At 44.9% G+C, this 23,156-nt stretch carries 25 protein-coding genes; 5 read left to right on the forward strand and 20 right to left on the reverse strand.

Annotated features, from left to right (window positions below):
* Window positions 1–37 precede the first annotated feature (37 nt).
* The 13 genes from H9659_RS02550 to H9659_RS02610 all read right to left on the reverse strand — a co-directional run bounded on the left by H9659_RS02550 (window position 38) and on the right by H9659_RS02610 (window position 12,747).
* Window positions 38–1,933, reverse strand: coding sequence for a stage V sporulation protein D (locus tag H9659_RS02550; RefSeq protein ID WP_191688529.1), 1,896 nt, complete (start codon window positions 1,931–1,933; stop codon window positions 38–40).
* A gap of 76 nt (window positions 1,934–2,009) precedes the next feature.
* Complete coding sequence (locus tag H9659_RS02555; RefSeq protein ID WP_191688371.1) at window positions 2,010–4,172, reverse strand: penicillin-binding protein; 2,163 nt, start codon at window positions 4,170–4,172, stop codon at window positions 2,010–2,012.
* Between the two features lie 38 nt (window positions 4,173–4,210).
* Entirely contained in the window at window positions 4,211–4,579 is a 369-nt protein-coding gene (ftsL, locus tag H9659_RS02560; protein WP_191688372.1) for a cell division protein FtsL, read from the reverse strand.
* A gap of 17 nt (window positions 4,580–4,596) precedes the next feature.
* The gene (gene rsmH / locus H9659_RS02565) at window positions 4,597–5,529 is read right to left on the reverse strand and encodes a 16S rRNA (cytosine(1402)-N(4))-methyltransferase RsmH (RefSeq protein WP_191688374.1); all 933 of its coding nucleotides are present in this window, start codon (window positions 5,527–5,529) and stop codon (window positions 4,597–4,599) included.
* Window positions 5,530–5,578: 49 nt separating this feature from the next.
* Window positions 5,579–6,010, reverse strand: a complete 432-nt coding sequence (gene mraZ / locus H9659_RS02570; RefSeq protein ID WP_125102006.1) for a division/cell wall cluster transcriptional repressor MraZ — start codon at window positions 6,008–6,010, stop codon at window positions 5,579–5,581.
* A gap of 181 nt (window positions 6,011–6,191) precedes the next feature.
* A complete protein-coding gene (bshC, locus tag H9659_RS02575; protein WP_191688376.1) occupies window positions 6,192–7,799 on the reverse strand; it encodes a bacillithiol biosynthesis cysteine-adding enzyme BshC in 1,608 nt (535 codons plus the stop codon).
* 85 nt (window positions 7,800–7,884) lie between these two features.
* On the reverse strand, window positions 7,885–8,277 hold the full coding sequence (locus H9659_RS02580; protein WP_191688377.1) for a DUF3397 family protein: 393 nt from the start codon (window positions 8,275–8,277) through the stop codon (window positions 7,885–7,887).
* The gene (locus H9659_RS02585; RefSeq protein WP_191688378.1) at window positions 8,274–9,164 is read right to left on the reverse strand and encodes a ketopantoate reductase family protein; all 891 of its coding nucleotides are present in this window, start codon (window positions 9,162–9,164) and stop codon (window positions 8,274–8,276) included. The genes H9659_RS02580 and H9659_RS02585 overlap by 4 nt, the downstream gene beginning before the upstream one ends.
* A 58-nt stretch (window positions 9,165–9,222) precedes the next feature.
* A complete protein-coding gene (locus tag H9659_RS02590) occupies window positions 9,223–10,776 on the reverse strand; it encodes an acyl-CoA carboxylase subunit beta (protein WP_191688379.1) in 1,554 nt (517 codons plus the stop codon).
* 25 nt (window positions 10,777–10,801) lie between these two features.
* Window positions 10,802–11,017: a biotin/lipoyl-binding carrier protein gene (locus H9659_RS02595; protein ID WP_191688380.1), complete on the reverse strand. Its 216-nt coding sequence runs from the start codon at window positions 11,015–11,017 to the stop codon at window positions 10,802–10,804.
* A gap of 131 nt (window positions 11,018–11,148) precedes the next feature.
* Window positions 11,149–11,907, reverse strand: a complete 759-nt coding sequence (locus H9659_RS02600; RefSeq protein ID WP_191688381.1) for an enoyl-CoA hydratase/isomerase family protein — start codon at window positions 11,905–11,907, stop codon at window positions 11,149–11,151.
* A 108-nt stretch (window positions 11,908–12,015) separates the two neighbouring features.
* Window positions 12,016–12,189: a 50S ribosomal protein L32 gene (rpmF, locus tag H9659_RS02605; RefSeq protein WP_025785164.1), complete on the reverse strand. Its 174-nt coding sequence runs from the start codon at window positions 12,187–12,189 to the stop codon at window positions 12,016–12,018.
* A 24-nt stretch (window positions 12,190–12,213) separates the two neighbouring features.
* Window positions 12,214–12,747, reverse strand: coding sequence for a YceD family protein (locus tag H9659_RS02610; protein ID WP_191688382.1), 534 nt, complete (start codon window positions 12,745–12,747; stop codon window positions 12,214–12,216).
* A gap of 131 nt (window positions 12,748–12,878) precedes the next feature.
* On the opposite strand from H9659_RS02610, the gene H9659_RS02615 reads away from it, so the two are divergent.
* On the forward strand, window positions 12,879–14,093 hold the full coding sequence (locus tag H9659_RS02615) for a nucleotidyltransferase (RefSeq protein ID WP_191688383.1): 1,215 nt from the start codon (window positions 12,879–12,881) through the stop codon (window positions 14,091–14,093).
* Window position 14,094: 1 nt separating this feature from the next.
* On the opposite strand, the gene H9659_RS02620 is transcribed toward H9659_RS02615, so the two are convergent.
* Complete coding sequence (locus tag H9659_RS02620; protein WP_318240681.1) at window positions 14,095–15,144, reverse strand: SepM family pheromone-processing serine protease; 1,050 nt, start codon at window positions 15,142–15,144, stop codon at window positions 14,095–14,097.
* Between the two features lie 159 nt (window positions 15,145–15,303).
* On the opposite strand from H9659_RS02620, the gene H9659_RS02625 reads away from it, so the two are divergent.
* A complete protein-coding gene (locus H9659_RS02625; RefSeq protein ID WP_191688385.1) occupies window positions 15,304–16,194 on the forward strand; it encodes a hypothetical protein in 891 nt (296 codons plus the stop codon).
* Window positions 16,195–16,334: 140 nt separating this feature from the next.
* On the opposite strand, the gene coaD is transcribed toward H9659_RS02625, so the two are convergent.
* Both coaD and rsmD read right to left on the reverse strand, forming a co-directional pair.
* On the reverse strand, window positions 16,335–16,814 hold the full coding sequence (gene coaD, locus H9659_RS02630; protein WP_191688386.1) for a pantetheine-phosphate adenylyltransferase: 480 nt from the start codon (window positions 16,812–16,814) through the stop codon (window positions 16,335–16,337).
* 9 nt (window positions 16,815–16,823) lie between these two features.
* Window positions 16,824–17,372, reverse strand: coding sequence for a 16S rRNA (guanine(966)-N(2))-methyltransferase RsmD (gene rsmD, locus H9659_RS02635; protein ID WP_191688387.1), 549 nt, complete (start codon window positions 17,370–17,372; stop codon window positions 16,824–16,826).
* A gap of 101 nt (window positions 17,373–17,473) precedes the next feature.
* Here rsmD and H9659_RS02640 point away from each other — a divergent pair, with 101 nt between their 5' ends.
* Window positions 17,474–17,869 carry a DUF7147 family protein gene (locus H9659_RS02640; protein WP_191688388.1) on the forward strand — a complete coding sequence of 132 codons (396 nt, stop codon included), beginning with the start codon at window positions 17,474–17,476 and terminating at the stop codon, window positions 17,867–17,869.
* A 2-nt stretch (window positions 17,870–17,871) separates the two neighbouring features.
* Here H9659_RS02640 and H9659_RS02645 read toward each other — a convergent pair whose 3' ends face one another.
* Window positions 17,872–18,144, reverse strand: coding sequence for a YlbG family protein (locus H9659_RS02645; protein ID WP_191688389.1), 273 nt, complete (start codon window positions 18,142–18,144; stop codon window positions 17,872–17,874).
* A 129-nt stretch (window positions 18,145–18,273) separates the two neighbouring features.
* On the opposite strand from H9659_RS02645, the gene H9659_RS02650 reads away from it, so the two are divergent.
* A complete protein-coding gene (locus H9659_RS02650) occupies window positions 18,274–19,053 on the forward strand; it encodes a PI-PLC domain-containing protein (protein WP_191688390.1) in 780 nt (259 codons plus the stop codon).
* A gap of 45 nt (window positions 19,054–19,098) precedes the next feature.
* On the opposite strand, the gene H9659_RS02655 is transcribed toward H9659_RS02650, so the two are convergent.
* Together H9659_RS02655 and H9659_RS02660 are read right to left on the reverse strand one after the other, a co-directional pair.
* Window positions 19,099–19,542 carry a YlbF family regulator gene (locus H9659_RS02655; RefSeq protein WP_191688391.1) on the reverse strand — a complete coding sequence of 148 codons (444 nt, stop codon included), beginning with the start codon at window positions 19,540–19,542 and terminating at the stop codon, window positions 19,099–19,101.
* A 65-nt stretch (window positions 19,543–19,607) separates the two neighbouring features.
* The gene (locus H9659_RS02660; protein WP_191688392.1) at window positions 19,608–21,035 is read right to left on the reverse strand and encodes a UDP-N-acetylmuramoyl-L-alanyl-D-glutamate--2,6-diaminopimelate ligase; all 1,428 of its coding nucleotides are present in this window, start codon (window positions 21,033–21,035) and stop codon (window positions 19,608–19,610) included.
* A 112-nt stretch (window positions 21,036–21,147) separates the two neighbouring features.
* Between H9659_RS02660 and H9659_RS02665 the strand changes: the two genes are divergently transcribed.
* Complete coding sequence (locus H9659_RS02665) at window positions 21,148–21,888, forward strand: amino acid kinase family protein (protein ID WP_191688393.1); 741 nt, start codon at window positions 21,148–21,150, stop codon at window positions 21,886–21,888.
* A gap of 5 nt (window positions 21,889–21,893) precedes the next feature.
* Here the strand turns inward: H9659_RS02665 and H9659_RS02670 are convergent, their stop codons facing one another.
* Window positions 21,894–22,961, reverse strand: a complete 1,068-nt coding sequence (locus H9659_RS02670; protein ID WP_191688394.1) for a CAP domain-containing protein — start codon at window positions 22,959–22,961, stop codon at window positions 21,894–21,896.
* Between the last annotated feature and the right edge of the window lie 195 nt (window positions 22,962–23,156).

Genomic DNA, 23,156 nt, shown 5'->3' on the forward strand with positions numbered 1-23,156 from the left:
TCCCAAACAATTTGTTGGTTCAGTCGTATTCGTACAATTACTCTGTGTATAAGTGAATGACATCTTCTTCATTCACTACTGTTCCAGGAACAGGTAACTGTTTGCTAACTTTCTTGCCATTTCCATGCCATTCAATTTTGAGCGTGTATTGCTGTTTTGCCACTTCATCTTTCGTCATTCCTTTTAGATCAGGAATGCGCTGTGTCAATGGATCGCCCCAGCGGTATTCTTTTTCGATCTGATCTATTTGTGGTTCAATACCTGCCAATGGAGCAATTTCCTCAATGATTCTTCCGACAATCGGAGCAGCAATGACGCCCCCGAACTGAACTGAATTTTTAGGGCTATCAATCGCGACATAGACGACTAGTTCAGGGTCATTGGAAGGCGCAATACCGATGAATGAGACTATATAGTCCCCTTCTTTATACTTTCCATCCTGGACCTTTTGTGCAGTTCCTGTCTTACCGCCTACCCGTATTTCGTCTACAAATGCATTACGTCCGGATCCATTTGCAACAACCGATTCCAATGCTCTCCGAACTTCGGCAGACGTTTCTTCGCTAATGACGCGGCGCTTCATCTCCGGCACATAAGATTGAGTGGCTTTTCCATCCGGCCCGACAATTTCCTTGACGATATATGGTTTGTACAGCATCCCTCCGTTAACAGCTGCAGCGACAGCCTGCACTTGTTGAATCGGAGTGACTGCAATCCCTTGACCGAATGAGGTGGTAGCTTGCTCCACAGGTCCGAATGCGTCCTCAGCAAACAAGATTCCTTTTGCTTCCCCCGCAATTCCTGATTCAGTTGACTCACCAAAACCGAAATCACGAATATAAGAAGATAGCTTCTCTTCCCCTAGACGACGTCCGATTTCGATGAAACCCGGGTTACATGAGTTTTCAACGACTTCAAGAAATGATTGGTGCCCATGTCCTTCACGCTTCCAACAACGCAAGCGAGCTCCACCTACCATAGTATAACCTGGATCATTGAAGGTTTCATGGTCCAAGTCAATAACTTTTTCTTCCAATCCTGCAGCGAGCGTCATAATCTTAAATGTGGATCCTGGCTCAAATGTCATCCAAACTGGTAAGTTACGGTTGTAGATGGCAGGATTCGCATCCTGATAATTTGAAGGATCGAATGTAGGTGTAGATGCTAAAGAGAGTAGTTCTCCTGTTTTCGGATTCATCACAATTGCGAGTGCCTGGCTGGCATCATACTTTTCCATTGCCTGTGAAAGTTCCCGTTCAACGATTTTCTGCATCTCGGCGTCGATTGTCAATACTACGGAGGAGCCTTCTTTACCGTCTTTGAAATCATCGTCCACGTGTGGCAGTGGAACTCCTCTTGCATCGGTATACATTCGGATTTTGTCTCCTGTTCCGTTCAGAAACTCGTTATACGCATACTCGATGCCGGCAAGACCTTCACCGTCGTATCCTGTGAATCCGAGAAGCCGGGAAAGCAATTCTCCATTTGGGTAACTTCGCATGAAATCCACACCAGTATATAAACCTGGAATTTTCATTGCTGTAATTTCATCCGCTTGAGCTTTTGCAATGTTTTTACCTTCTGGGGCCAATTTGACCATATAATCTTTTTTACTCATTTTTTCAGCTAACTTCACTTCGTCCACTTTTAATATGGGTGCAAGTTTTGCTGCCGCGCCTTCAGGGTCCGGATTTTGCGCCGGCATGAAGTAAAGCGTGGGAGCAAGCTGGTTTCCGACAATCAGCTTACCGTTGCGGTCCACAATTTCACCCCTCACCCCACCGAACGGAATTTCCCGATCCCAGTTCGCTTGGGCACGCTCCTTCAACCATTCATGTTTAATGATCTGTGCATGAAATAATTTCCCCACAGTTGCTCCAAGCAGCACTAAAAAAATAATGAAAACGGCTCGCAGTCTCTTTTTAGACCGCATTCCGATTAGTTCTTTCAAAGAGCTTCACACCTCTCGTTTTATTGCTAATTTATGAGAGAGTATGCTTAGCTATTCATCAACCGCCAATAATTTCAGGTTCTTCCTCTGTTTCCGGCTTCGTTTGGTCGAGCTGTTCAGGTTCTTCCAATGTGATTACGATTGGATCACTTTCGGAAACGGCTGCCCCGGTCGACAAGCTTTGTTTCACAACGAAACCTTCACCGTTCAAGCGGATATCAAGACCCGAGAAGTTCTTAAACACTAGAACCTGTTTCTTGGACCATCCTGTAAAGTCAGGAAGTATCGTTTCACCGGAAGTTTTGAGAAGCACAAGCGATCCTTTTGTAACTTTGGTATCGACGGCAGGAGATTGCTGGGCTACCTTGCCTGGCTGTCCCACGACTATCGGCTTCAAGCCTGCCTTTGTCAGACTGGCTGTCACTTCTTCAGAAGAATTGCCGGTATAATCTTTCAGTTCCAGCGACTTCTCCGGCTGTTTGGCATCAGGTGTGATATTCAAATACTTCAAACTGTTCTCCATTATGGATGTAAAGATTTCAGAAGTTGGATCTGACCCATATTGACCTGCTTGTAACTTCGGTTTCTGAACAAGTACATATGTTAATAGCTGTGGATCATCGATAGGAGCCATTCCGAGAAACGAGTACAAATAATTCCCATCACCTGCAATGTACCCGCCACCAGTGGTTCTCGGGATTTGTGCAGTCCCTGTTTTCCCCCCGGCATCATATCCATCTAAAGCGAATTTCTTACCTGTTCCATTTTCAGAAGTAATCACCGATGCCAGAATTTCACGCACTTGCTTTGCTGTTTCCTCTGAAATCGGACTCTTTTTCTCACTAGGCTCATGTTTCTCGACAACTTCCTCTGTATTCGGATCGATGATTTGATCGATCACATAAGGCGTCATCATCTTCCCGTCATTCGCGATGGCGGTTGCTGCCTGTAACATTTGGATCGGCGTTACAGTCGAGCCTTGCCCATACGACGTCGTGAGTCGCTCACTTGGATAGTTCGCTAACAGAATACCCGATGCCTCATTCGGTAAGTCGATTCCAACCTTCTTTCCGAACCCGAAGTCCTCAAAGTATTCAATGAGTGTCTGATCTCCTAGTTTTTCGAGCAAGTATGCCATCGAAACATTCGAAGAACGCTGGAAACCTTCAAGGAAAGTGATCATTCCCCAGCCGACTTTGTTTACATCGCGAATGGTTTGGTCATAAATTTCATATTGCCCTGATTTGTAGTAGGCATCCGGATCCCATTTGTTTTCTTCGATTGCTGCCGCAAGGGTGAACATTTTCATTGTCGAGCCTGGTTCAAATGTTTCCTCAACTGCCTCATTGAGCCAATTTTCGGTTAGCCCCTCTCGTGTCCCGGGATGGAATGACGGACGCTGACTCATCGATAGGATTTCACCGGTTTTCGGATTCACGACAACTGCCAGCATCTTTTCCGGATGATATTTCTCTTCAGCCCGATTGAGTGCGTCTTCTGTAAAGTTTTCAATCGTTTTATCCAGCGTAAGCTGTATCGTCTGACCGTCTTTTGGTGCTTCAATGTTCTTTTTCGAGTCACGCAATGGAATTCCCCATCGATCTGTTTTGAAATCCGCTTTTCCGTCAGTCCCTGTGAGTTGTTTATTGTATGTTTTTTCGAGTCCCATTTTCCCGATAGTTTTCACTGTTTTGTCTTCAGTTTCTTCCGGCATTGCAAAGCCGATTAAATACGAAGCGAAATTCCCATTTGGGTATAGCCGTTTTTTATCCTCGAAGAAACGGATACCTGGCAGCTCTTCTTTCTTGATGGCATCGGCAGTCTCATTCGAAATGGAGCGTCCGGCCTTCCCGAATTCAACTTGGTACGTACCTTTTTTAGCGTTTGTGAACCGTTTCAGGATCTCTTCCTTTTCCATATCAATATACTTACTGAGCACTTCTGCTGTATGGTCAAAATCCGTGACGTGCTGCGGTTTTTTAGAACCCTTGCTTGCCTCTTCACTAAGTATAGCGACCAGCCGGTAACTGAGTGTATCCGTCGCAATGACTTCTCCCGTACGGTCAACAATCTGCCCACGGTTTGCTCGTAATACACTTTCTTTTAAATACTTTTGGTCTGCCATCGCTGCAAGCGCCCGCCCATCGATTTGGCCGGTAATTTGAATTTGGAGCATTCTTCCGAACAAAAGGAAAAAGAGCCCTCCAAATAATAACAGCATTAGAAAGGCTCCACCTTGAAATCGAAATTTCTTTTTCTTCATCGTCCAGGCACGACCTTTACGTTACTTTCATTCAGATTCAAGCCAAGTTCTTTCGCTTTCTCCCAAATACGTTCATAAGTCGATTTCTCGCTTACTTGGTTGGACAATTCGATATTCTGTTTTGATGTTTCCTCGATTTTGTTTGAAAGAACGTGCATCTCTTTGTTTGTGTCATTGATTTGCGCCTGTGTATGAAGCACCATCGTAGAAAACATCACAACAGCCGCAACGAATACAACAGCAAGAAATTTTTCACCCGGTGAGAAGATCTTCCGGGTTTTCGGAGCAGGTATCGATGCAGGATTTGCTTGAGTTTCCTGTTCCGGTATGTAATTCGGTTGGATTTTACGTTGCTCTAGAGCCATTCATCCTCATCCCCTTTTCATTTTCTTTCAGCTATTCGAAGCTTTGCAGATCTTGCACGTTTGTTGGCTTCTATTTCTTCTTCACTTGGCAAAATCGGTTTACGTGTAATCAGTTTCAATTTGACGTCAAGACCTTCTGGTATGACAGGCAAATTGGGAGGAAGTTCAGGTAAAGAGGAAGCTTCCTTGAAAATCGTTTTGCATAACCGATCTTCCAACGAGTGAAAAGTGATGACACTGATGCGCCCCTTCGGATTCAAAAGGTCAATCGCATCGGTCAGCGACGTTTCTGCTGCACCTAATTCATCATTGACCGCAATTCGGATCGCTTGGAATACTCGTTTCGCCGGGTGCCCGCCTGTCCTTCTTGCTGCTGCAGGAATTCCCGACTTAATAAGTTCTGCGAGTTCCGCCGTTGTTTGAATCGGCTTTTCAGCTCGCGCATCCTCGATCTTCCGAGCAATGCTTTTCGAGAATTTCTCTTCTCCGTAACGGAAGAAGATCCGGAGCAAATCTTGATAACTCCATTCGTTCACTACTTCAAAAGCAGTTAGCGGAGCTGTGGTATCCATTCTCATGTCCAACGGCGCATCATGGTTATAACTGAACCCGCGTTCCGGTGTATCCAGCTGAGGGGAGGAAACACCGAGATCGTATAAAATCCCATCTACAGTTTCTATATCAATTTTATGAAGTTCCTCTTTCAGCTGACTGAAATTAGCGTGGATGAATGTCACTCTATCCAAAAACTCCGATAACGTTTCTTTCGCCGCCTCAATTGCTGTCATATCTTGGTCAAAACAAATAAGTCTTCCTTTACCTGTAAGTTGCTTAGCAATCTCCTTACTATGTCCTGCGCCGCCAAGTGTGCAGTCGACATAGACGCCATCAGGTCGTATGGAAAGGCCTTCTACAGCCTCGTGAAGTAATACAGTTGTATGATCGAACACCGGTACCGCCTGCTTTCTAAAATTAACGTTTCAAATTCAAACTTACCCATCAAAAGTCAAAGTCCATAATATTCTCTGCGATATCGTTAAAGGATTCCTCGGACTCCTCGTAATACGTCTGCCAATTTTCCTCAGACCATATTTCAAACCTTCCGGACACACCGATAACCATACAATCTTTCGAGATCTTCGCATAGCCAAGCAGTGAAGATGGAATATTGACACGACCTTGCTTGTCCAGTTCAACTTCAGTTGCACCAGAGAAGAAGAATCGTGTAAATGCTCGGGCGTCTTTCTTGGTCACGGGCAGCGCTTTCAATTTCTCTTCAAGTTTTTTCCATTCGTGCATCGGATATCCGAAGAGGCAATTGTCAAGACCACGAGTCAACACAAATCCATCCGCTAGATCTTCCCTGAATTTCGACGGGATTATCAAACGGCCTTTTGTATCGATAGTATGCTGATATTCGCCCATGAACATACCCTTCACCCCACTATATAAATTTAATGTACCACATCCCCCCACTTTCCTCCACCAATTTCCCAAATTGCAATGAAAATGTATCAATAGTACTTCATTTAGTGAGATTGTTACACGTATTACAAAGAAAAGCACCTCTATACGCACAGAAAGTGTACGTTAGAGATGCTCTACAAATCACTTATAAGTATATGACAACGTGTTGTCCATCCATCGGTAACGATGCATCCAGCAAATCATCGATTAACGTAGGTCCGTATACATTTAAAAACGGGTAAGGTGTATACGTACGTTCTTGAAGGTTTCTTTCTGGATATAAATCCCCTTCTATCAGACTGTAATTCCGGATTGCAGCCGCATATTTCCGTAACAAGGCATCTTCTGCTTTATCCTTAAGATAGTTAAGTTGACGCAAATGATACGCACGGTTTTTTTCAGCAAGATGTGCCAAGTCCTTATCAGATAGATGCTGTTCCATTTTGTCGTACTGCGATTGGATAACTTCTTCCGTTTCTTTAAGTAACTGTTCGAGTTCAACATCACGTTGCTCATCTAGAAATTGCGTTCTTCTGCTGATGACCTCTCCAGCCATCACTTCATCCACCGTCAGTTCCGACTTTTCCAAAGCATGTTGTGTTCCTGAAGTGACTAATGTTATGGAAATTCTAGGTACGAGTATCGGCATTTTCATTTCAAGATGGTTAAAAGCGTCTTTTAACAACGACCAGTATGAAATTTCACCGGGTCCTCCAACAAATGCAAGAACCGGAAATACCATATCCTGCATTAACGGTCGAGTCGCTACGTTATTACTCAGCAACCATGGCGTCTGATCAGCGATTGCAAGCAATTCTGCAGTTGTAAACTGAAGGGCTGCAGCATCATTGACAAACAGATCGCCTTTCCTGCTCAATAAGACACGACCTGTTTCGTGAACGTAAAATAAGTGTGCTGCATCTTCTGCCGCTTGAATAGGGGTTCCGAAGCCTTGTTCTTTAAACAACCGTTCTTTACTCACAACTTTTCCAGCAATCGCTTCAGATTCTGTAATAAGTTTTTTAAAATACATGGATTCAAGTTTACGTAACGACTTGTCTGCAGAATCCATGAACAAAAGGCCATGATTCCGGAATAGGTCATTCATCAATCGAACAAAGAATCCAGTAAACGTATGTTCTTGTCCAGCCGAATAAAGCACATCTTCCAATAATTTCTTAGTATATGCAGTTTCTTCGTAATCACGGAACACGAGACGGATGTAGTCAGCCATTTGCTCACTATCATAGTCGGTATGAGAAGCCATTTTCTTCAAGACGAACCGCTCTGGATATTGCCGTTTCACCGGCCGGCCGTCTTGTTCGGTAAAGATGTGATTGATTTCTTCAAGATCATGGTCTTCCCCAGCTACCCAAAAAACAGGTATGACCGGAACACCCATCTCTTTCCGTCGCTGCTTCGCGAGCAAAATTACTGTAATCGCTTTGTGGACGGAATAGAGCGGGCCGGTTAAAAGTCCCGCTTGCTGCCCGCCGATAATTACCACTCCATCTTCAGAAAGCTCGTCCAAATGAGCAGAAGCCACATCTGAAATTCCGAACGGCTCCATATATGTACGTATTGTACGTGCCAGCTCCTGCCGTTGAAACGTGCGGCTATTCAATTCAGCGAGTCGCTGTGTATAACTGTCAGCGCTTTGTGTGTAATCATAGAACGTTTCGTTGAACAGTACATCATGTTCAAACGCTTCCATCACAGCGCTCTTATGTACGTTTCGTGATGCAATTTCCATCGTTCAAGCCCCTTTTTACCATCTGTTTATGGTTAGAGTATATCACTCTGCAGTCATTGTTAAAAAACATACGCTTATTGTCCGGCTATCCCTTTAAAAACTCAACCACATTTTTGACCACGCCTAGCAACAGTAAAACAAGGTAGAACAACGACAGTATCAGAAAGAGCATTCTCCAAAAATTGCGCAGCATATATTGAATCCGGAAATCTTTACTGCGAATTCTTTCGGCTACAGCAAAACCAATCCCAGTTACGAGAACACCAGCTAACAGAAAAAAGTCCGCATGTATATTAGCGACCACTCTAAGTAAGACGCACACAGACAGAAACAACAAAGGGACTGTTATGTCCGCTGCAATCCGAAACGACCTCACAGAAGATTTCCTGCTCACTTTTAATGAGAAAAACAAAAAAAGTGTCATCAAGTACGGCAAGATGATGATGAGAGACACTAAGAACTGAACAATCTCTTTCATGAACCGTCTTTCCCTTCATCAATCGCTTTCAGTAGCAATTCCAATGCTCTAAGAGTAGGCATTTTCTCTTCATGTCCTTCGAGGACTGCGCTGACAATCGTGTCGATTTCCATCGGCACACCATTATTCCGATCAGTTAGCATGGAAGAACTATTATTCGAGGTCTTTCTGCACACTGCTTCCACTTCTGAAAAAGGCAGTGTTTTTACCGCTTCTGGATAACCAGCTGCCAATTCATTGTAGATTTTCCGCATAAGATGATGTGCCCATTGAAGAGTGAGCAGCTCGCCATTCTTCAACTCCAAAATCGCTGTCAACGGATTAATACAGCAGTTGATCAGTGCCTTTTTCAGCAGCATTTGAAGCCCATCATGTGCTTGTGCCATCGGAAAAAACGGTGAATCCGCTATGAAGAGGTGAGAGGGACATATTTGGTCCCCTTTGAGTGCCGCAATACTCATGATACCGACTCCATTGTGGACAACAGTTCGATCGTCAATCTTCCGAGCACCATGGGTCAGGGACGCAATTGAAACGGAAGATATAGAAGTTGCTCTTCCTAAGTCATAGTGGCGAAGTCCATTTTGAACGAACATCAGATGAACAGGTCGGACAGAGTTTTCAAGTCGGTTCACTACATCACTCAGATCCCTCGATTTTACAGCAAGGATCCATAAAGCATGCTGTGGTGCAAGTTCCAGATTCGAAAATGCATGAACTTGAAAAGTGCCGTCACTGCCATCCTGTACTCTCGTCACGCCATGATTTCGTAGTTCAATAGCTTGTTCTTCCCTTCTTGTAAAGAACGACACGGATATCCCCGCTTCCGCCAAGTATGTACCGATTAATAGCCCCATCGCTCCTGCTCCCGCAATGACAACTTCCATTCTCCTCCCTCCTTTCACGAGAAAAGTCCGCCCAATAGGCGGACGGCTCTCTTTTCACTTAAACCGGGTAAACCGGGTGCTTCCGAGGAGGCTGCGGGATACTCTTCGTACTGTACAGCTCGAAACGTGCAGCCAGAACGGTTCGCAAATCAGAAGGTTTCACGATTTCATCGATAATCATTTCTGACGCTAATCGATAGATATCGATCTCTTCTTTGTATTCCTGCTGCTTTTCCTGTACATACTCTCGGCGTTCTTTCGGATCTTCAATCGCTTCAATTTTGTTTGAATACACTGCATTCACGGCCGCTTCCGGCCCCATCACTGCAATTTGTGCAGTTGGTAATGCAATACAAACATCCGGCTCAAAGGCTGGACCTGCCATTGCATACAATCCAGCACCATATGCCTTCCGTACGACAACCGAAATTTTCGGGACTGTTGCAGAACTCATCGCCATGATCAGTTTCGCTCCGTGACGGATAATCCCCTCTTTTTCCACTTTCGTTCCGATCATGAATCCCGGGACGTCCGCTAGAAATAGCAACGGAATGGAAAAAGCATCACACAGGTTGATGAATTTGGCCCCTTTATCTGCCGAATCTACGAACAGCACCCCGCCTTTTGCTTTCGGCTGGTTGGCAATAATCCCTACGGACTTGCCATCGATACGCGCGAGTCCCGTAATCAGTTCAGGTGCGAATTTCTTTTTCACTTCAAAGAAACTGCCTTCGTCAATCAATACATCCAACGCTTCATACATATTGAACGGCGCATTCTGATTTTCAGGAATGATTTCTTCTAATGTACGGCCTGCTTTTGCCGCCACAGCTTCCGCTACAGGGGCGGGTTCAGTAAAATTAGCCGGGAAGAACGCAAGATACCGTTTTGCTTCAGCAATCGCTTCCTCTTCATCCTCTGCCAATACATCCCCGCATCCACTGACCGAACAATGCATTTCGGCACCGCCCATTTCCTCTAACGACACTTTCTGACCAATGACCTTCTCAGCCATTCTCGGAGAACCTAAATACATCGACGCATTCCCTTTGACCATGATGACAAGATCACAAAAAGCGGGTATGTACGCACCTCCAGCAGCTGACGGTCCGAACAGAATGCAAAGTTGCGGGATGAACCCAGACAATCTCACTTGATTGTGGAAAATCCTCCCTGCCCCTCTTCGATTCGGGAACATATCCAACTGATCCGTAATGCGGGCACCTGCAGAATCGACCAAATATAACATAGGTACGCGATGCATTTCAGCCGTTTCTTGGATTCTGATGATTTTCTCTACTGTCCGGGATCCCCATGAACCCGCTTTGATCGTTGAATCATTCGCCATAACGCAAACTGTTTGGCCACCGACTTTCCCCATTGCGGTGATGACACCATCAGCCGGTAAATCTCCTGCTTCACAATTCGCGAAACGTCCATCTTCTGTATATTCTCCGTTATCAAACAGTAATTCGAGACGCTTGCGCACAAAAAGTTTTCCTTGTTGAGCAGCTTTTTCGTGATATTTAGAGTGTCCGCCTGCAAAGATTTTCTCGAGCTGCTGTTCAAGCTTATGATTATACCCCTTCTGTTCTTCCGTGTGGTTTGTCATGTGAACTCCCCCTTAGCTAATTCGCTTATCCTTCAAACGTAAGAACGAGGTCCCCTTCGTCAACAAAATCCTCTTCTTTCACAGCGATCGATGCCACTTTCCCATCCATTTCAGCCTCAACAGGAATTTCCATCTTCATCGATTCAAGGATTACAACGACATCCCCTTTTTTCACTTCTTGCCCCACTTCAACTTCAATCGTGAAAACTGTCCCTGTCATTGTAGAAAGTACTTGAGCCATATTGTTTTCCTCCTCAACTTTTGGATGTTGCAGATAGATGATATTCATATATCTATTTACTAGTTTATCTGAACATTGAAACCGTTTTCAACTATTCGTTCATCTTTTGAATATTCAATTAACGAAGTGATTTAGGTGCGGTCGCGAAAACGACGCACAGCTTCATGATGCGCATGCGATTCCCAAAGGATTGAACAGTGTTTGCACTCGTCCATCATCCTGCTCTTCAAGTCAGATTGTTTCCACTTCCTGATGGCAACCGTTTTATAAGCCTGCAGCACTGAAGACTCAATATGTGCGAATTTAGCAAGGAATCGATCTAGCGCGACTTGCTTATCACCGCTATATGTATCCGTGATCCAACCCCATTCAACCAGTTCTTCCGCTGTATGAACACGAGATTCCGTCAATAGCTGAATTACTTGACTATGTCCGAACTCTTTTTCATATAGCAGCGACGCACCGCCCCACCCGGTGGTGATTGCAAGAGTCCCTTGGACGAATCCTGCTTTCGCCCCCGACTGCATCAATCGATAATCACATGCAGCAGCAATTTCACAACCGCCTCCAACCGCAGCCCCATCCATCAGCGCAATGGTCGGTGCAGGTAAAGTCGCAAGCCGGTAAAGTAACTCCGTCATACGAGAAAGCATCGGAAGTGCTTGTGCGGACGTTTCTAAGGCGTGGAATTCTCCCAGATCCCCTCCTGAACAAAATGCTCTCCCTCCTTCAGACGCGATGATTCCCCATCTTACCGAACGGTCTGACTCAATCAGGTTGATGAATTGTTCTAGACCTTCGATCACTTCATGATTCACCGCATTCCGGACTTCAGGACGATTGATCGTAAACGTAACGACTCCGTTAACGGATGTAATGTTGAATGGCATGAAAAAGCCTCCTCCATTTTTTTGTATTAAAAAAGACTACCGTGAGCCATGGTCTCACGGTAGTCTTTAGATAGCAAATGCTATCAGGGAGTTGCGGCAGAATCTTGCTTATTCGCCTACAACGACTTTCCCTTTGTATTGACCGCATGACTTACAGATGCGGTGTGCCAATTTCATTTCACCACAGTTTTCACAAGTTGTCATACCAGGTACTTGTAACTTGTAATGTGTACGGCGCATGTTCTTTTTGGTTTTAGATGTTCTTCTCTTTGGTACTGCCATTAGAGGGCACCTCCTTAATTTCGACTAGTCGTTATCGGATTCAAAAAATCTTGCTAAGCCTGCAAGTCTAGGATCCGCCTTCTTATCCTGTTCTTCTGTTATTTGTTCATTGTACTCTTCGTCAGTCGTGTACGACCAACCCGTGCCGGAGGCTTCCGTCATGGTATCCGCATCATCACAGTAAACCTGCAATGGTACTTCCAAAAGAATGAGTTCTTCAAAGAGCGGCATTGGATCGACTACATCCCCCGTAATCGGATGGATTTCATCGTCTAGTGCCAAGACGTCTTCGTCCCAACTGAATTGCTCGTCCGTCTCAATAGAGAACGGAAAATGGACATCTTCCCACGTGCGTGCACAGGGCAATGTCAACGAGCCTTCCAAATGGAAGTGAAACGATATCTTTTTCGAACCTACGGTACAACTACCTGTTAACTGAACAGGCGAAATCGCCCGGATTTCCGGGTTTCTTTCCCTTACAGATCCAAGATCAACCACTTCGTCAAGCGGCATTGCTCCCTGCCTGAACTTACGCAATTGATGAATTGACCATTTCATGCCTATCACCTCAAGACAACACTTTTGATTATATAGCGGATAAAAAAAGATGTCAAGATATTTTCTTGTCACTTGAACGCTTAGTTCATTATACTAAACGAATAGAATTATTCAACTAGGAGTGATTTTCGATGAAAGCTGTCGGCATTGTCGTAGAATATAATCCTTTCCACAATGGACACTTGTATCACGCAACTTCCGCAAAAGACCAAACCGATTCCGATCTGGTGATCGCTGTAATGAGCGGAAACTTTCTGCAGCGGGGTGAACCTGCTCTAATCGACAAATGGACACGTACAGAAATGGCACTTGAAAACGGAGTGGACCTCGTTTTCGAGTTACCGTATGAACGTGCCACTTCAAACGCACCTTCGTTCGCAGCCGGCGCCATTCAACTGTTAGATGCAGCCGGCTGTTCCAGTTTTTGCTTTGGAAGTGAGAACGGGACAATCGCTCCATTTACCGAAACACTCAGCCGGATCACTTCAGTTCGATCTGAGTACGATAATCTTATCCGTGAATCCGTTCAACAAGGGATGAGTTATCCAAAAGCATTGAACCGGGCATACTCCACACTCATTCGGACAACCAAAGCCGAACATGAAACTGTAGATTTATCGTTACCGAACAACATTCTCGGTTTCCACTACATGGAAGCGGCGAAGGAAATCGGAACTTCCATGGAGCCTGCAACGCTCCCCCGCCTCGGTGCGGGATACCATGATGACGTTGTACATGATACTCCGATTGCAAGCGCTACAGGTATTCGCAAAGAATTTTTTGAACGCCGGAGCACTGAACATATTCAACAATTCGTACCTGATTCAGTCTATAGATCTCTGAACGAATGGCTTACGAAGCGGAAATCTTTTGGCAGCTGGGAGGGCTTTTATCCAATTCTCAGGCTCCAGATTCTTCGCGATGGCCCTGAACGGCTTAGCACAATCGCTGACGTTACGGAAGGAATTGAAAACCTTCTGTATAAGGCAGCAAAACAATCAGATACGTTCCAGCAATTCATGGGGGTTGTAAAATCCAAACGTTATACATGGACACGCATTCAACGCATGCTCACTCATATCTACACTGGATTCACTTACCGAAATCGGGCATCCATGCAGGCGCCAGACCATTTACGACTTCTAGGAATGACCTCCATCGGACAAGCATATTTGAAAGAAAGGAAAGAAGAGCTGAAACTTCCTGTAGTGAGCCGACTCGCGAATTTTGATAGTCCATCTGCAAACTTCTCATCTTCAGTATCGGATTTATATGCTTTCGGAATCGATCCGATCCACCCAGCACTCGGACTCGACTATCGGATTCCTCCGATCCGCAAAGGCTAATTCATTTTTTAGGTTTCAGCTTGTCTAAATAGTTCAAAGCATCATCCACCGTTTTGACGGGCACGATTTTCATTTTCGTGCCTATTTTTTTTGCGGTTTCCACAGCTTCCTCGTAGTTACTCGTTATGCCTGGATTCGCAGCTTTCACCTCTTCAGGCAATTCATCATCCGGGGCAAAGAAAATTTCCATTCCGTCTCGATCTGCAGCCATGACTTTAAAATCGATTCCACCGATACGGCCGACTGTACCGCCTGGCATCATTTCACCGGTTCCTGCGATAGTATACCCTTTCGTAATGTCTTCAGGCGTTAGCTGGTTTATAATCTCCAGCGTAAACATCAAACCTGCAGAGGGACCTCCAATTTCAGAAGTATTGAAATTGACTTTCGGAATCGTCTTCAATGAGCGGTCTTCCAAAAACTGAATCCCGAGTCCCACTTTCCCTTGTGCATCAGGAATTTCTTTTAACGTAATATCCGTTGTGAATTTTTTCTTATCCCGCTCAGCTTCGACTTGAATCGTATCACCTTTACGCTGATCCGTAATATACGTCGCAAACTGATCAGGTTCAATCAGTGGTTTGCCATCAACCCCGACAACGCGATCGCCCGCTTTTAATTTCCCGTCTGAGGCACTCCCCTCAACGACATGTTGAATGTAAATTCCAGCAAAATCGATGTCCACCGGTTTTCCGGATTTTTCAAAAGCAACCGTAATTGCATTGAATTGCGAATCACTCATTAAACGCAACTGCCGCACATTGTATTCTTCATCACTCTCTCCATGACGCCTCACTTTGTTCGCAGGAAGTAACTTCATCTTGTCTGAAACATTTGTCCATAAATAAGTTGCCGGTGTTGCTTTCCCAACAGAGATTGTCATAAGACTGAACGTTCCCTCATCATCTTCGTCACCGTCTTCCACTTTGACAAGGGGTGACAATTCATACGCTCCACCAGGTTGGGATACGTAGCTTTCTAGGGGATAGAGCATGAACACAGCTATTAAAATTGTAAGTATAGCGGTTATTCCTATTCTTTTAAATGTAATTTTCCTACACCTCCATTAATAGCCTGTACCTACAAAACATATGGTTAAGTGTACCATCTGAAAAATGAGCGGCACAATGTTTTTTGTTTGAGCTTGTCACACAATAGAGAAAGGAGCAGCAAGCGTGATAACAATGCCATCTATACTTGCAAAAAAAGCATGATCAACGTCATTATGATTTGGGCGCTCATTGCGTTATTCATATTGCAGCCTGGAATTGCCCACGATGGAGCAGAGACAGGAGTGAAATTGTTCGTACAGGCATTGCTTCCCTATTTACTCCCTTATATCATTCTAACCCAATGGCTCTTAAAATTACCCGTGTCAAAAAATTCTTCTCCTACTTGGATGCGCTACGTGAAGGCGTATACGCTCGGATCATTCGGAGGGTTTCCCGTTGGAGCGGTAACGGTGAGTGAGATGAAACGAAACGGACAACTTTCCACTTACGAAAGCAGCCTTCTTCTAGCTGCATGTCATGCACCAGGTCCGATGTTCATCGTCGGGTATGTAGGGTTGGAACTTTTCGGGAATACAATGGCCGGCTGGAAGTTGCTCATTGCCATTCACGTCGCGAATATTCTCTTTTTCCTATTCGTTCTCCTGTTAATGGCGTCTAGACGTTCAAAGCATCCAGTGATCAGCAATGTGCCGGTAGCACCGCCTAGTTCTGCACCTTTGTTGGACGCATTCAAAGAAAGCTCTTCCATCATCATTTTAGTCGCCACGACCGTCGTGTTTTTTTCATCACTTGGAAATGTACTGACAAGCGTCATTCAAGCCGCTGCAACCGTTGAAATGGGGATTGTGAAAACAGCTGTCCTCTCGTTGTTTGAAATGACGTCAGGTGTCCAGTCCGCCACGCAGCATTTTTATGGTTCCCCACTCTTTCCGTATTTAATCGCTGCCATTCTTTCCATCAATGGCTTAAGTATCCACATGCAAGTATTCGTCATTGCACGTACAGCCGAACTGTCCCTTAAACCCTACGTCATCGGTCGCATCTGGAGCGTATTGGCAGTCCCTGTGTTCCTTTATATCATTCTATGAGTGGGAATCAGGACATTCCTCCTCCCTATAAATTGAAAAGTGTTCTCAGAAAGCTTGTGCAAAACCCTCATTAGCATCCAAATAGGCACAGCACAAAAAACAATGGGAGGCTACCAAAACTGCCACCCATTGTTTTTTTGTTATGTATACACTTTTTTCAATGCCCGATTGACCGTCTCCGGAACGAGTGTTGAGACATCCCCGCCGTATTTCGCCACTTCTTTCACGATGCTGGAACTGAGGAAAGAATACTGATTTTTCGTCATGACGAAGAATGTCTCTATGTCTTCATCCAAAAAGCGGTTCATCGATGTAATCTGCATTTCATATTCAAAATCCGATACGGCACGCAGTCCTCTTACGATTGCTGCGGCATTTATGCTTTTAGCATAATCGATGAGCAAACCTGAAGAAGAATCGATTTTCACAGACGGATACTCAGCAGTCGCTTCAGCAATTAGCTGTTGGCGTTCTTCAACCGTGAAAAGCGGATTTTTAGATGAATTATTCATGACCACTACGTAGACTTCGTCGAAAATTTTTACCGCGCGCTTAATGATATCGAGATGACCATTCGTCAGCGGATCAAAACTTCCTGGCACCACTGCCACTTTAGACATGATAGACCCTCATTTCTTGTAAATAGTGATTGCACTGGCTCCATATACCGTTGTCCCAACCGTTTCAAACTCACCGTACGAAGTTGGAAGCGCGAGTTGCTTTTCATGCTCACAAACGATGATCGCATGATCTGTCAACAACTCCATTTCAACAAACTGTAATGCAAGATTATAAAGTTCTTCTTTTGCATAAGGCGGGTCCAAAAACAGCAAATCGGCTTGAATACTTTCTTTAGCAAGTTTACTGGCTGCAGATCTTGCATCGCCTCGAACTATGTGAAGTTCGTCCGTAAACTTGCATTTCTCTGCATTCTCCTTGATGACTGTACATGCTTTAGGATTCTTCTCAAAAATCCAGGCGCTGTCGGACCCGCGCGAGAGCGCTTCCAAAGTCAGCGAGCCACTCCCGCCAAATAACTCCACTGCAATGCCACCGTCGAAAAAAGGCCCTATTTTACTAAACAGCGCCTCTTTTACTTTGTCAGACGTAGGCCGTGTATCCATGCCTTTTATCGATTTTAAAGGGATTCCCCTTCTCGTGCCGGCAATGACTCTCATTTTGTAACTCCCTTACTGTTTTCCCCTACAACCGATCTGCAAAGAATCACGCATCATGCTATGATGGAAAAGATACTTTTCGAAAGGTGTGTGCATCACAAATGCGACAACAGCGATTCATCGAACTCGGTGAAGGGTACTCGGATATTTATGAATTGTGCGAACTCATTACAACGAACGCAAACAGACTCCAAAGAACCTTTTTATTCAACGCAACAACGAAAGAAGGAAAACCTTCCATCTCTTTAGCAGCTTCCTTCTCGCCGGCTGGTGAAGGCGGGTTTTACCCGATCTATATATGCCGTGAAGGGATACCCTTAAAAGAAGGAAACGTTTCAAAACGACAACTCGTGTTTGAAGAAGCTGCAGCGTCTGCCGGCAGCAAGCCAGTCCATGTGGAACTTAAACATTCTTCTGAGTTTCCAGAAACAAAATTATTTTATCAATATGTAACTGGAGTGCTGCGACTCAATCATTTGTTGCCGCCACTTGACTAACTTCATAAACCTGTTTTGTAATCGTATTCCTTAGCTTTGTCAGGGCGTACATTTTCGTATTCCGTGCTCACAAACGGCCGGTATGAAGGAATGGCTTTCTTGACTGACGAGAGTTTCTCGACTTTACGGATGACGTCCTCGACGTCATCTTGACCGCAATAGAGGACCACATACTTCATGCGTCGTGATATATAGTGAACGTGTCCGTATTTACGGAACGATTTCGCCTGTTTCAAATGATGGAGATAAATGATAACTCCTTGACGATCAACCAATAGTATCCCTCTTTTCTTCCTCTAACAATACCATAGGTTTGAAAAAAGCCGCAACCAGACTTTACTGACAGTTCGTCCGATTTGTCTTATAATAGTTGTAACAGTTTCAAAAACAAGGAGGAATTAGACATGGGAAGAAAAACAAAGGTCGCCCTCTCGTTTGGTGCAGCAGGCGCAGCAGCCTGGGTCGCTTCTAAAGCCATTATCCGCCCAAATGCGAGACCAGGAAAAAAGGCGCTTCACTTTGAAGGACCTGTTGTGATCCAGCACCTGACCGACATACCTAATAGCGAGCAACAAGCTGATGAAGCTGCTTCCCTTGGAGTCCATGGCTTTGCTGTGGATGTAAAACTAACCGCCGATGAAGAGATCGTAATCGTAAGCGATGAGCATGCAGAATCCTCCCTTTGCTTACTGAAAGATATGCTTGCCCTTTACCCGCACCTGCTTTTCATCATTCGGATCGCCGATTCACCTGATACCTATGAAGGGAGTTTGATGCCTTCAAAGCTTTGGAAATTGCTCGAAGAATGTGTAGCTCAACAACAAGTTGCTGTCATCAGTCAATACGACGAACAAGTCGATCGGTTTAACTTGTATACTCAACATACGGCTGCTTCAGGAGCAGGTGTGACCGAACTGAAGCAAGCCTATGCCGCATTTACTAGCCGTTTCGGACACCTCTATCAGCCCCGTTCGGACCTGTTTGTATTAGGTGATAAGATCGGTCCATTTCAGCCGGCTAGTGAAGGGTTCGTCCAGTTTCTAAACAAACTGAACATCCGTGTATATGTTGAGAACTACGAAACGGATGACGTTATTAAACTTGCACAAGCAGGTATTTCGGGATTCATTACGGAATCTCCAAAGTCAACAATGGCACAATTGGATACCTTACTGGAAAACTAAAAGCGGATGGCTGAAGAGCCATCCGCTTTTAGTTTTCTATTCAAGTTATGCAGAACACGAGCAACCGCCGCCAGTTCCGCAGCTGCCTCCGCAAGAGGAATCGGTTACAAATGTATTATCTGTCGGTAATTTCACGGATTCAGAGACAGAGCGGGCAATCTCTGCGCTGATTTCATCCAGCATGTATTGGACATCATTCTCTGCAAGCCGCAGCGCAGCAACTTTCTCATTCATGTCCAACGCCCGTTTGTCGAGGCGTATCGATTTCATTACTATATTATAATCCGGATGGTATCTCCCAAACCGCTGAACCTCTTCATAACGGTCTTTCATCTCAGAAAAGTTCCGGATTTTTTCTACTAAATCCGGATCACTGTAAACTTCATGATGAGCGGAGCGGTACGCGAGTAGTACGTCGGATGTCAAAATCATTTCTGCCAATTCGTCTGTTTGTTCGATGATGGCAAGCCATTCGTCGGTCATCATCATATGTGATTTCCCCTCCATTCCCCACCATTATACCAAATAGAGGGAGTAAACGCATCACTTGTTCCTTATAGAAGTGTTTCCAACTGATTCAATGCTGTCCTCGCTTCTGCGAAATCAGACATTCTGATTTCCTTGTTTCCGATGATTTGTGACGTTTCGTGACCTTTTCCAGCTATCAGCACAATATCGTTGGGCATGCTTTGTGCAATTGCTTGATGAATCGCACGTTTCCGATCCAATACAACGCGGACTGAAGCGGGTTCCTCCGTTCCTCTTAATATGTGCTGAATGATGGTTAGCGGATGTTCACTCCGAGGATTGTCAGATGTAAGTATGACAGTATCACAGTAAGTCTCAGCAATTTTCCCCATCTCCGGGCGCTTCTCTTTGTCTCGATCGCCGCCGCAGCCAAATACACAAATAAGCTTTCTCGGGTTCAAACTGGTTACCGCTTGTAAGGCCGCAGATAGCGCATCGGGGGTATGGGCGTAATCGACAAAAACCCGCCTTCCTTCGTGTTCAATAAGCTGCATGCGGCCTTCAGGCAATTTCAACGAACGGAATGCAGTGAAAATATCCCTCTCCGGAAAGCCAAGCAATTTAACTACAGATGCAGCAGCCATCGCATTCAAGCGATTATGCTCTCCCGGAGGCAACGTTCCGATCAACTCTTCTGAAGGCATACATCCTCCTGCGACATTTCTTCCAAAAAGGTGAATGGGCAGCTCCACATCCTTGACAATCCCCATACATTCCCTATCTTCACTATTTACTATGAGCTGCTCGGACAACGAACATAACTTCTTTTTCGCTGCAATATAATTCCCACGCCCCCCATGCTCTTCAAAATGATCTGTTCCGATATTCAGGAAAACGCCGACGGATACCCGGCAATGGGCAAGACGTTCCATTTCCAATCCTAGCGAAGACGCCTCCAACGCAACGTGAGTCACTCCTCGATCTTTGCATTTGCGCAACAAGGGGTGTAAATACTCTGCAGGAGGCGTGGTGAGCGACGGAAGCTCTTCGTCGAATTTTTCCCCATCTATATAACAACCTGTCGTTCCTAGCACTGCTGTCTTGATACCGAATTGAGCGAGCAGCTGACCAATGAAATGAGTCACGGTAGTTTTCCCATTCGTGCCGGTCACCGCAATTATCGTCAATTCTTCAGAAGGATTTCCAGATAATTGTGCACTGCTATAAGATAAAAACCGTTTGCAGTCAGGTACTGTCACAACAGCAGTGCCACGTTGACTCCATTGTGACAAGACACTCTCGGAGACTGGACGGTCAATGACGATTGCAGCGGCTCCTCTCTCCAGCGCCTCTTCAATTGACTCGACTCCATCATGATGAGCCCCTTTTCTTGCGATGAATAAGCAATTCCTTTTAAGACGGTTTGGATGCTCTGTAACCGAGTCAATTGTGACATTCCGCCAGTTCCCTTGGATCGTGCATGGCCAATCTTTTAATAATTCAATCAGATGCAAATCAGCTTCTCCTTCCCGAACGTTTTTCTTTTCAGGGAATATAGTAAGAGTGAACCTACCACAGAGTATGAAAAGCATCGGGTAAATGTCACGAAGAAAGTTGGGAGACGAAATGATTATCCAAAAATTTGGTGGCGCGGCAATGAAAGATCGTGCGATGCGCCGTTTATGTATTGATCGAATCCAAGAAGGTCTGAAATCACATGAGAAGGTCATCGTTGTAGTTTCTGCAATTGGTCGTCAGGAAAGTCCATATTCAACAGATCGTCTACTATCCATCACTCCATCCTTTAAACCCTCTACAGCCTCTTGGGACCTTGCTGCGTCATGCGGAGAACTGATTGCTTCTGCTGTCCTAAGTGCAGAGCTGGAGGAAGCAGGAACCGTTAATAAGGTCATGCACAGTATGAATTCTGGTATTAAAACGGTTGGCCAATTTGGAAATGCAACAATCGAAACAATCGAGACAAGCTATATCGAAAAAACCTTACAAAGCCACAAATGTTTGATCATACCCGGGTTTCAAGGGTTGAATGCAGCGGGAGACTACATGACGCTTGGAAGGGGTGGCAGTGATCTGACAGCCATTGCTCTTGGCAGCAGTCTGAAAGCATCCCATGTGGAGTTTTTCAAGGATGTACCCGGCGTAATGTCAGCAGACCCTCATATCTATAAGGATGCTGAAAAATTCGCTTCGTTGACAATCGATGAATTCCTGCCCCTATTGGACTGCACGCGACCCGTCATTCAAAAACGGGCAGCTCTCCATGCAAAAGAAACAGCAATCCCTCTTTGTGTGAGAGGAATTGCTGTAGCTGAAGAAGGGACTTGGATTACTCCTTGCTCTTCCTAGATATTTTATGGCTTTACCGGTTTTTCAACTTCTTGTACTAGATTTTGCGTATAGTAATTCCCATAAACGCCCGTTCCGATATGCGTAAAGTTCTTATCCAACAGAACTTCTTGGTGTGCAGGAGAATTCAACCAACCATGAACCGCATCAATGGCATCCGTATAATTCAACGCAATATTTTCTCCTGCTTTTTTAACGTCAATTCCAGCAAGTTTCAGCCGATTGGCAAGTGAACCGGAAGTCGGGGAATCTTGGGAAAAGTAATTTTGCAGAGCCATTTCTTTACTATGTTCACGTGCTACAACTTGAAGTTGGTAGTCACGTTTTAAAATGCCAACATCATGATTCTTCCTATAAATATTGGTGATGTCGAGTATTTGACGCTCCAACGCACGATCGACAGCCATCTGATCTTCGGAGGAAGGCTTTTTCACTTCCACTAGCTCCCCTTTATAAAACAGATCATAAGGTTGCTGCATGACCAGTGTCATCGGGTCGATGAACCGGACACCTTCCAACTCCTGACCTTCTTCATCTATATACAATTGAGTGAAAAGACCTTCCGATTGAATGAGCATCTTGTTTTTAACGTCGTCCCCATTGAGTACAAATGTATATTGGTTTTCTCCTACGACCACTTCTACTTCAGACTCAATAATCGTGCTCCGATAGATGTCCTCACTGCTCTGTCCATTCTCATATGGGTATACGTCCGCTTCTCGATCCGCACTGAAAATCTGATTGACCTTACCATCCCGAACTCCTGCCATTATCATCGGATTCGCACTATAAATCCACCATTCAAAATCGAATACTGAAAGATCTTTGCGATCCGGCTCACCATACAGCTTCACCAATTCATCCGACGAGCGGCCGACCACTGTGGAAATCCCTTTTTCAGGCCGTTTCGCATTACTGACACCCTGCTGTTCAAAAGATTGCCCTCCGCTTATAGCAGTCCCAGGCTGAACAGGCGACTCCAATGGCTCGTTCTCTTTGAATCCATCATCCCAAAAGTAAACTGCCAGAAGCGCAATTATTAATAATACAAGCACTTTCCATAATCGTTTCATCTGCCTGCCCCCTTCTTACAACTGCCATTCATACATCACTATACCTCCATTGTAATCATCATCAGACGAATAAGTCATCCTTTTCTCATCCGTTCACTTAAATACGCTTCCAGACACAATGTTGCCATTGCAACCGACTTCCTTTTGTTCTATGATTATAGGCGAAGAGCAAACGATTGACTGTTGTATAAGGAG

The sequence above is a fragment of the Sporosarcina gallistercoris genome (assembly GCF_014836415.1).
Lineage (GTDB): Bacteria > Bacillota > Bacilli > Bacillales_A > Planococcaceae > Sporosarcina > Sporosarcina gallistercoris.

Bases quoted from the DNA above. Each gene is read 5' to 3' on its own strand.
- H9659_RS02550 (WP_191688529.1), bottom strand. From the start codon at position 1,933: ATGCGGTCTAAAAAGAGACTGCGAGCCGTTTTCATTATTTTTTTAGTG.
- H9659_RS02555 (WP_191688371.1), bottom strand. From the start codon at position 4,172: ATGCTGTTATTATTTGGAGGGCTCTTTTTCCTTTTGTTCGGAAGAATG.
- ftsL (WP_191688372.1), bottom strand. From the start codon at position 4,579: ATGGCTCTAGAGCAACGTAAAATCCAACCGAATTACATACCGGAACAG.
- mraZ (WP_125102006.1), bottom strand. From the start codon at position 6,010: ATGTTCATGGGCGAATATCAGCATACTATCGATACAAAAGGCCGTTTG.
- bshC (WP_191688376.1), bottom strand. From the start codon at position 7,799: ATGGAAATTGCATCACGAAACGTACATAAGAGCGCTGTGATGGAAGCG.
- H9659_RS02580 (WP_191688377.1), bottom strand. From the start codon at position 8,277: ATGAAAGAGATTGTTCAGTTCTTAGTGTCTCTCATCATCATCTTGCCG.
- H9659_RS02585 (WP_191688378.1), bottom strand. From the start codon at position 9,164: ATGGAAGTTGTCATTGCGGGAGCAGGAGCGATGGGGCTATTAATCGGT.
- H9659_RS02590 (WP_191688379.1), bottom strand. From the start codon at position 10,776: ATGACAAACCACACGGAAGAACAGAAGGGGTATAATCATAAGCTTGAA.
- H9659_RS02595 (WP_191688380.1), bottom strand. From the start codon at position 11,017: ATGGCTCAAGTACTTTCTACAATGACAGGGACAGTTTTCACGATTGAA.
- H9659_RS02600 (WP_191688381.1), bottom strand. From the start codon at position 11,907: ATGCCATTCAACATTACATCCGTTAACGGAGTCGTTACGTTTACGATC.
- rpmF (WP_025785164.1), bottom strand. From the start codon at position 12,189: ATGGCAGTACCAAAGAGAAGAACATCTAAAACCAAAAAGAACATGCGC.
- H9659_RS02610 (WP_191688382.1), bottom strand. From the start codon at position 12,747: ATGAAATGGTCAATTCATCAATTGCGTAAGTTCAGGCAGGGAGCAATG.
- H9659_RS02615 (WP_191688383.1), top strand. From the start codon at position 12,879: ATGAAAGCTGTCGGCATTGTCGTAGAATATAATCCTTTCCACAATGGA.
- H9659_RS02625 (WP_191688385.1), top strand. From the start codon at position 15,304: ATGATCAACGTCATTATGATTTGGGCGCTCATTGCGTTATTCATATTG.
- coaD (WP_191688386.1), bottom strand. From the start codon at position 16,814: ATGTCTAAAGTGGCAGTGGTGCCAGGAAGTTTTGATCCGCTGACGAAT.
- rsmD (WP_191688387.1), bottom strand. From the start codon at position 17,372: ATGAGAGTCATTGCCGGCACGAGAAGGGGAATCCCTTTAAAATCGATA.
- H9659_RS02640 (WP_191688388.1), top strand. From the start codon at position 17,474: ATGCGACAACAGCGATTCATCGAACTCGGTGAAGGGTACTCGGATATT.
- H9659_RS02650 (WP_191688390.1), top strand. From the start codon at position 18,274: ATGGGAAGAAAAACAAAGGTCGCCCTCTCGTTTGGTGCAGCAGGCGCA.
- H9659_RS02655 (WP_191688391.1), bottom strand. From the start codon at position 19,542: ATGATGATGACCGACGAATGGCTTGCCATCATCGAACAAACAGACGAA.
- H9659_RS02665 (WP_191688393.1), top strand. From the start codon at position 21,148: ATGATTATCCAAAAATTTGGTGGCGCGGCAATGAAAGATCGTGCGATG.
- H9659_RS02670 (WP_191688394.1), bottom strand. From the start codon at position 22,961: ATGAAACGATTATGGAAAGTGCTTGTATTATTAATAATTGCGCTTCTG.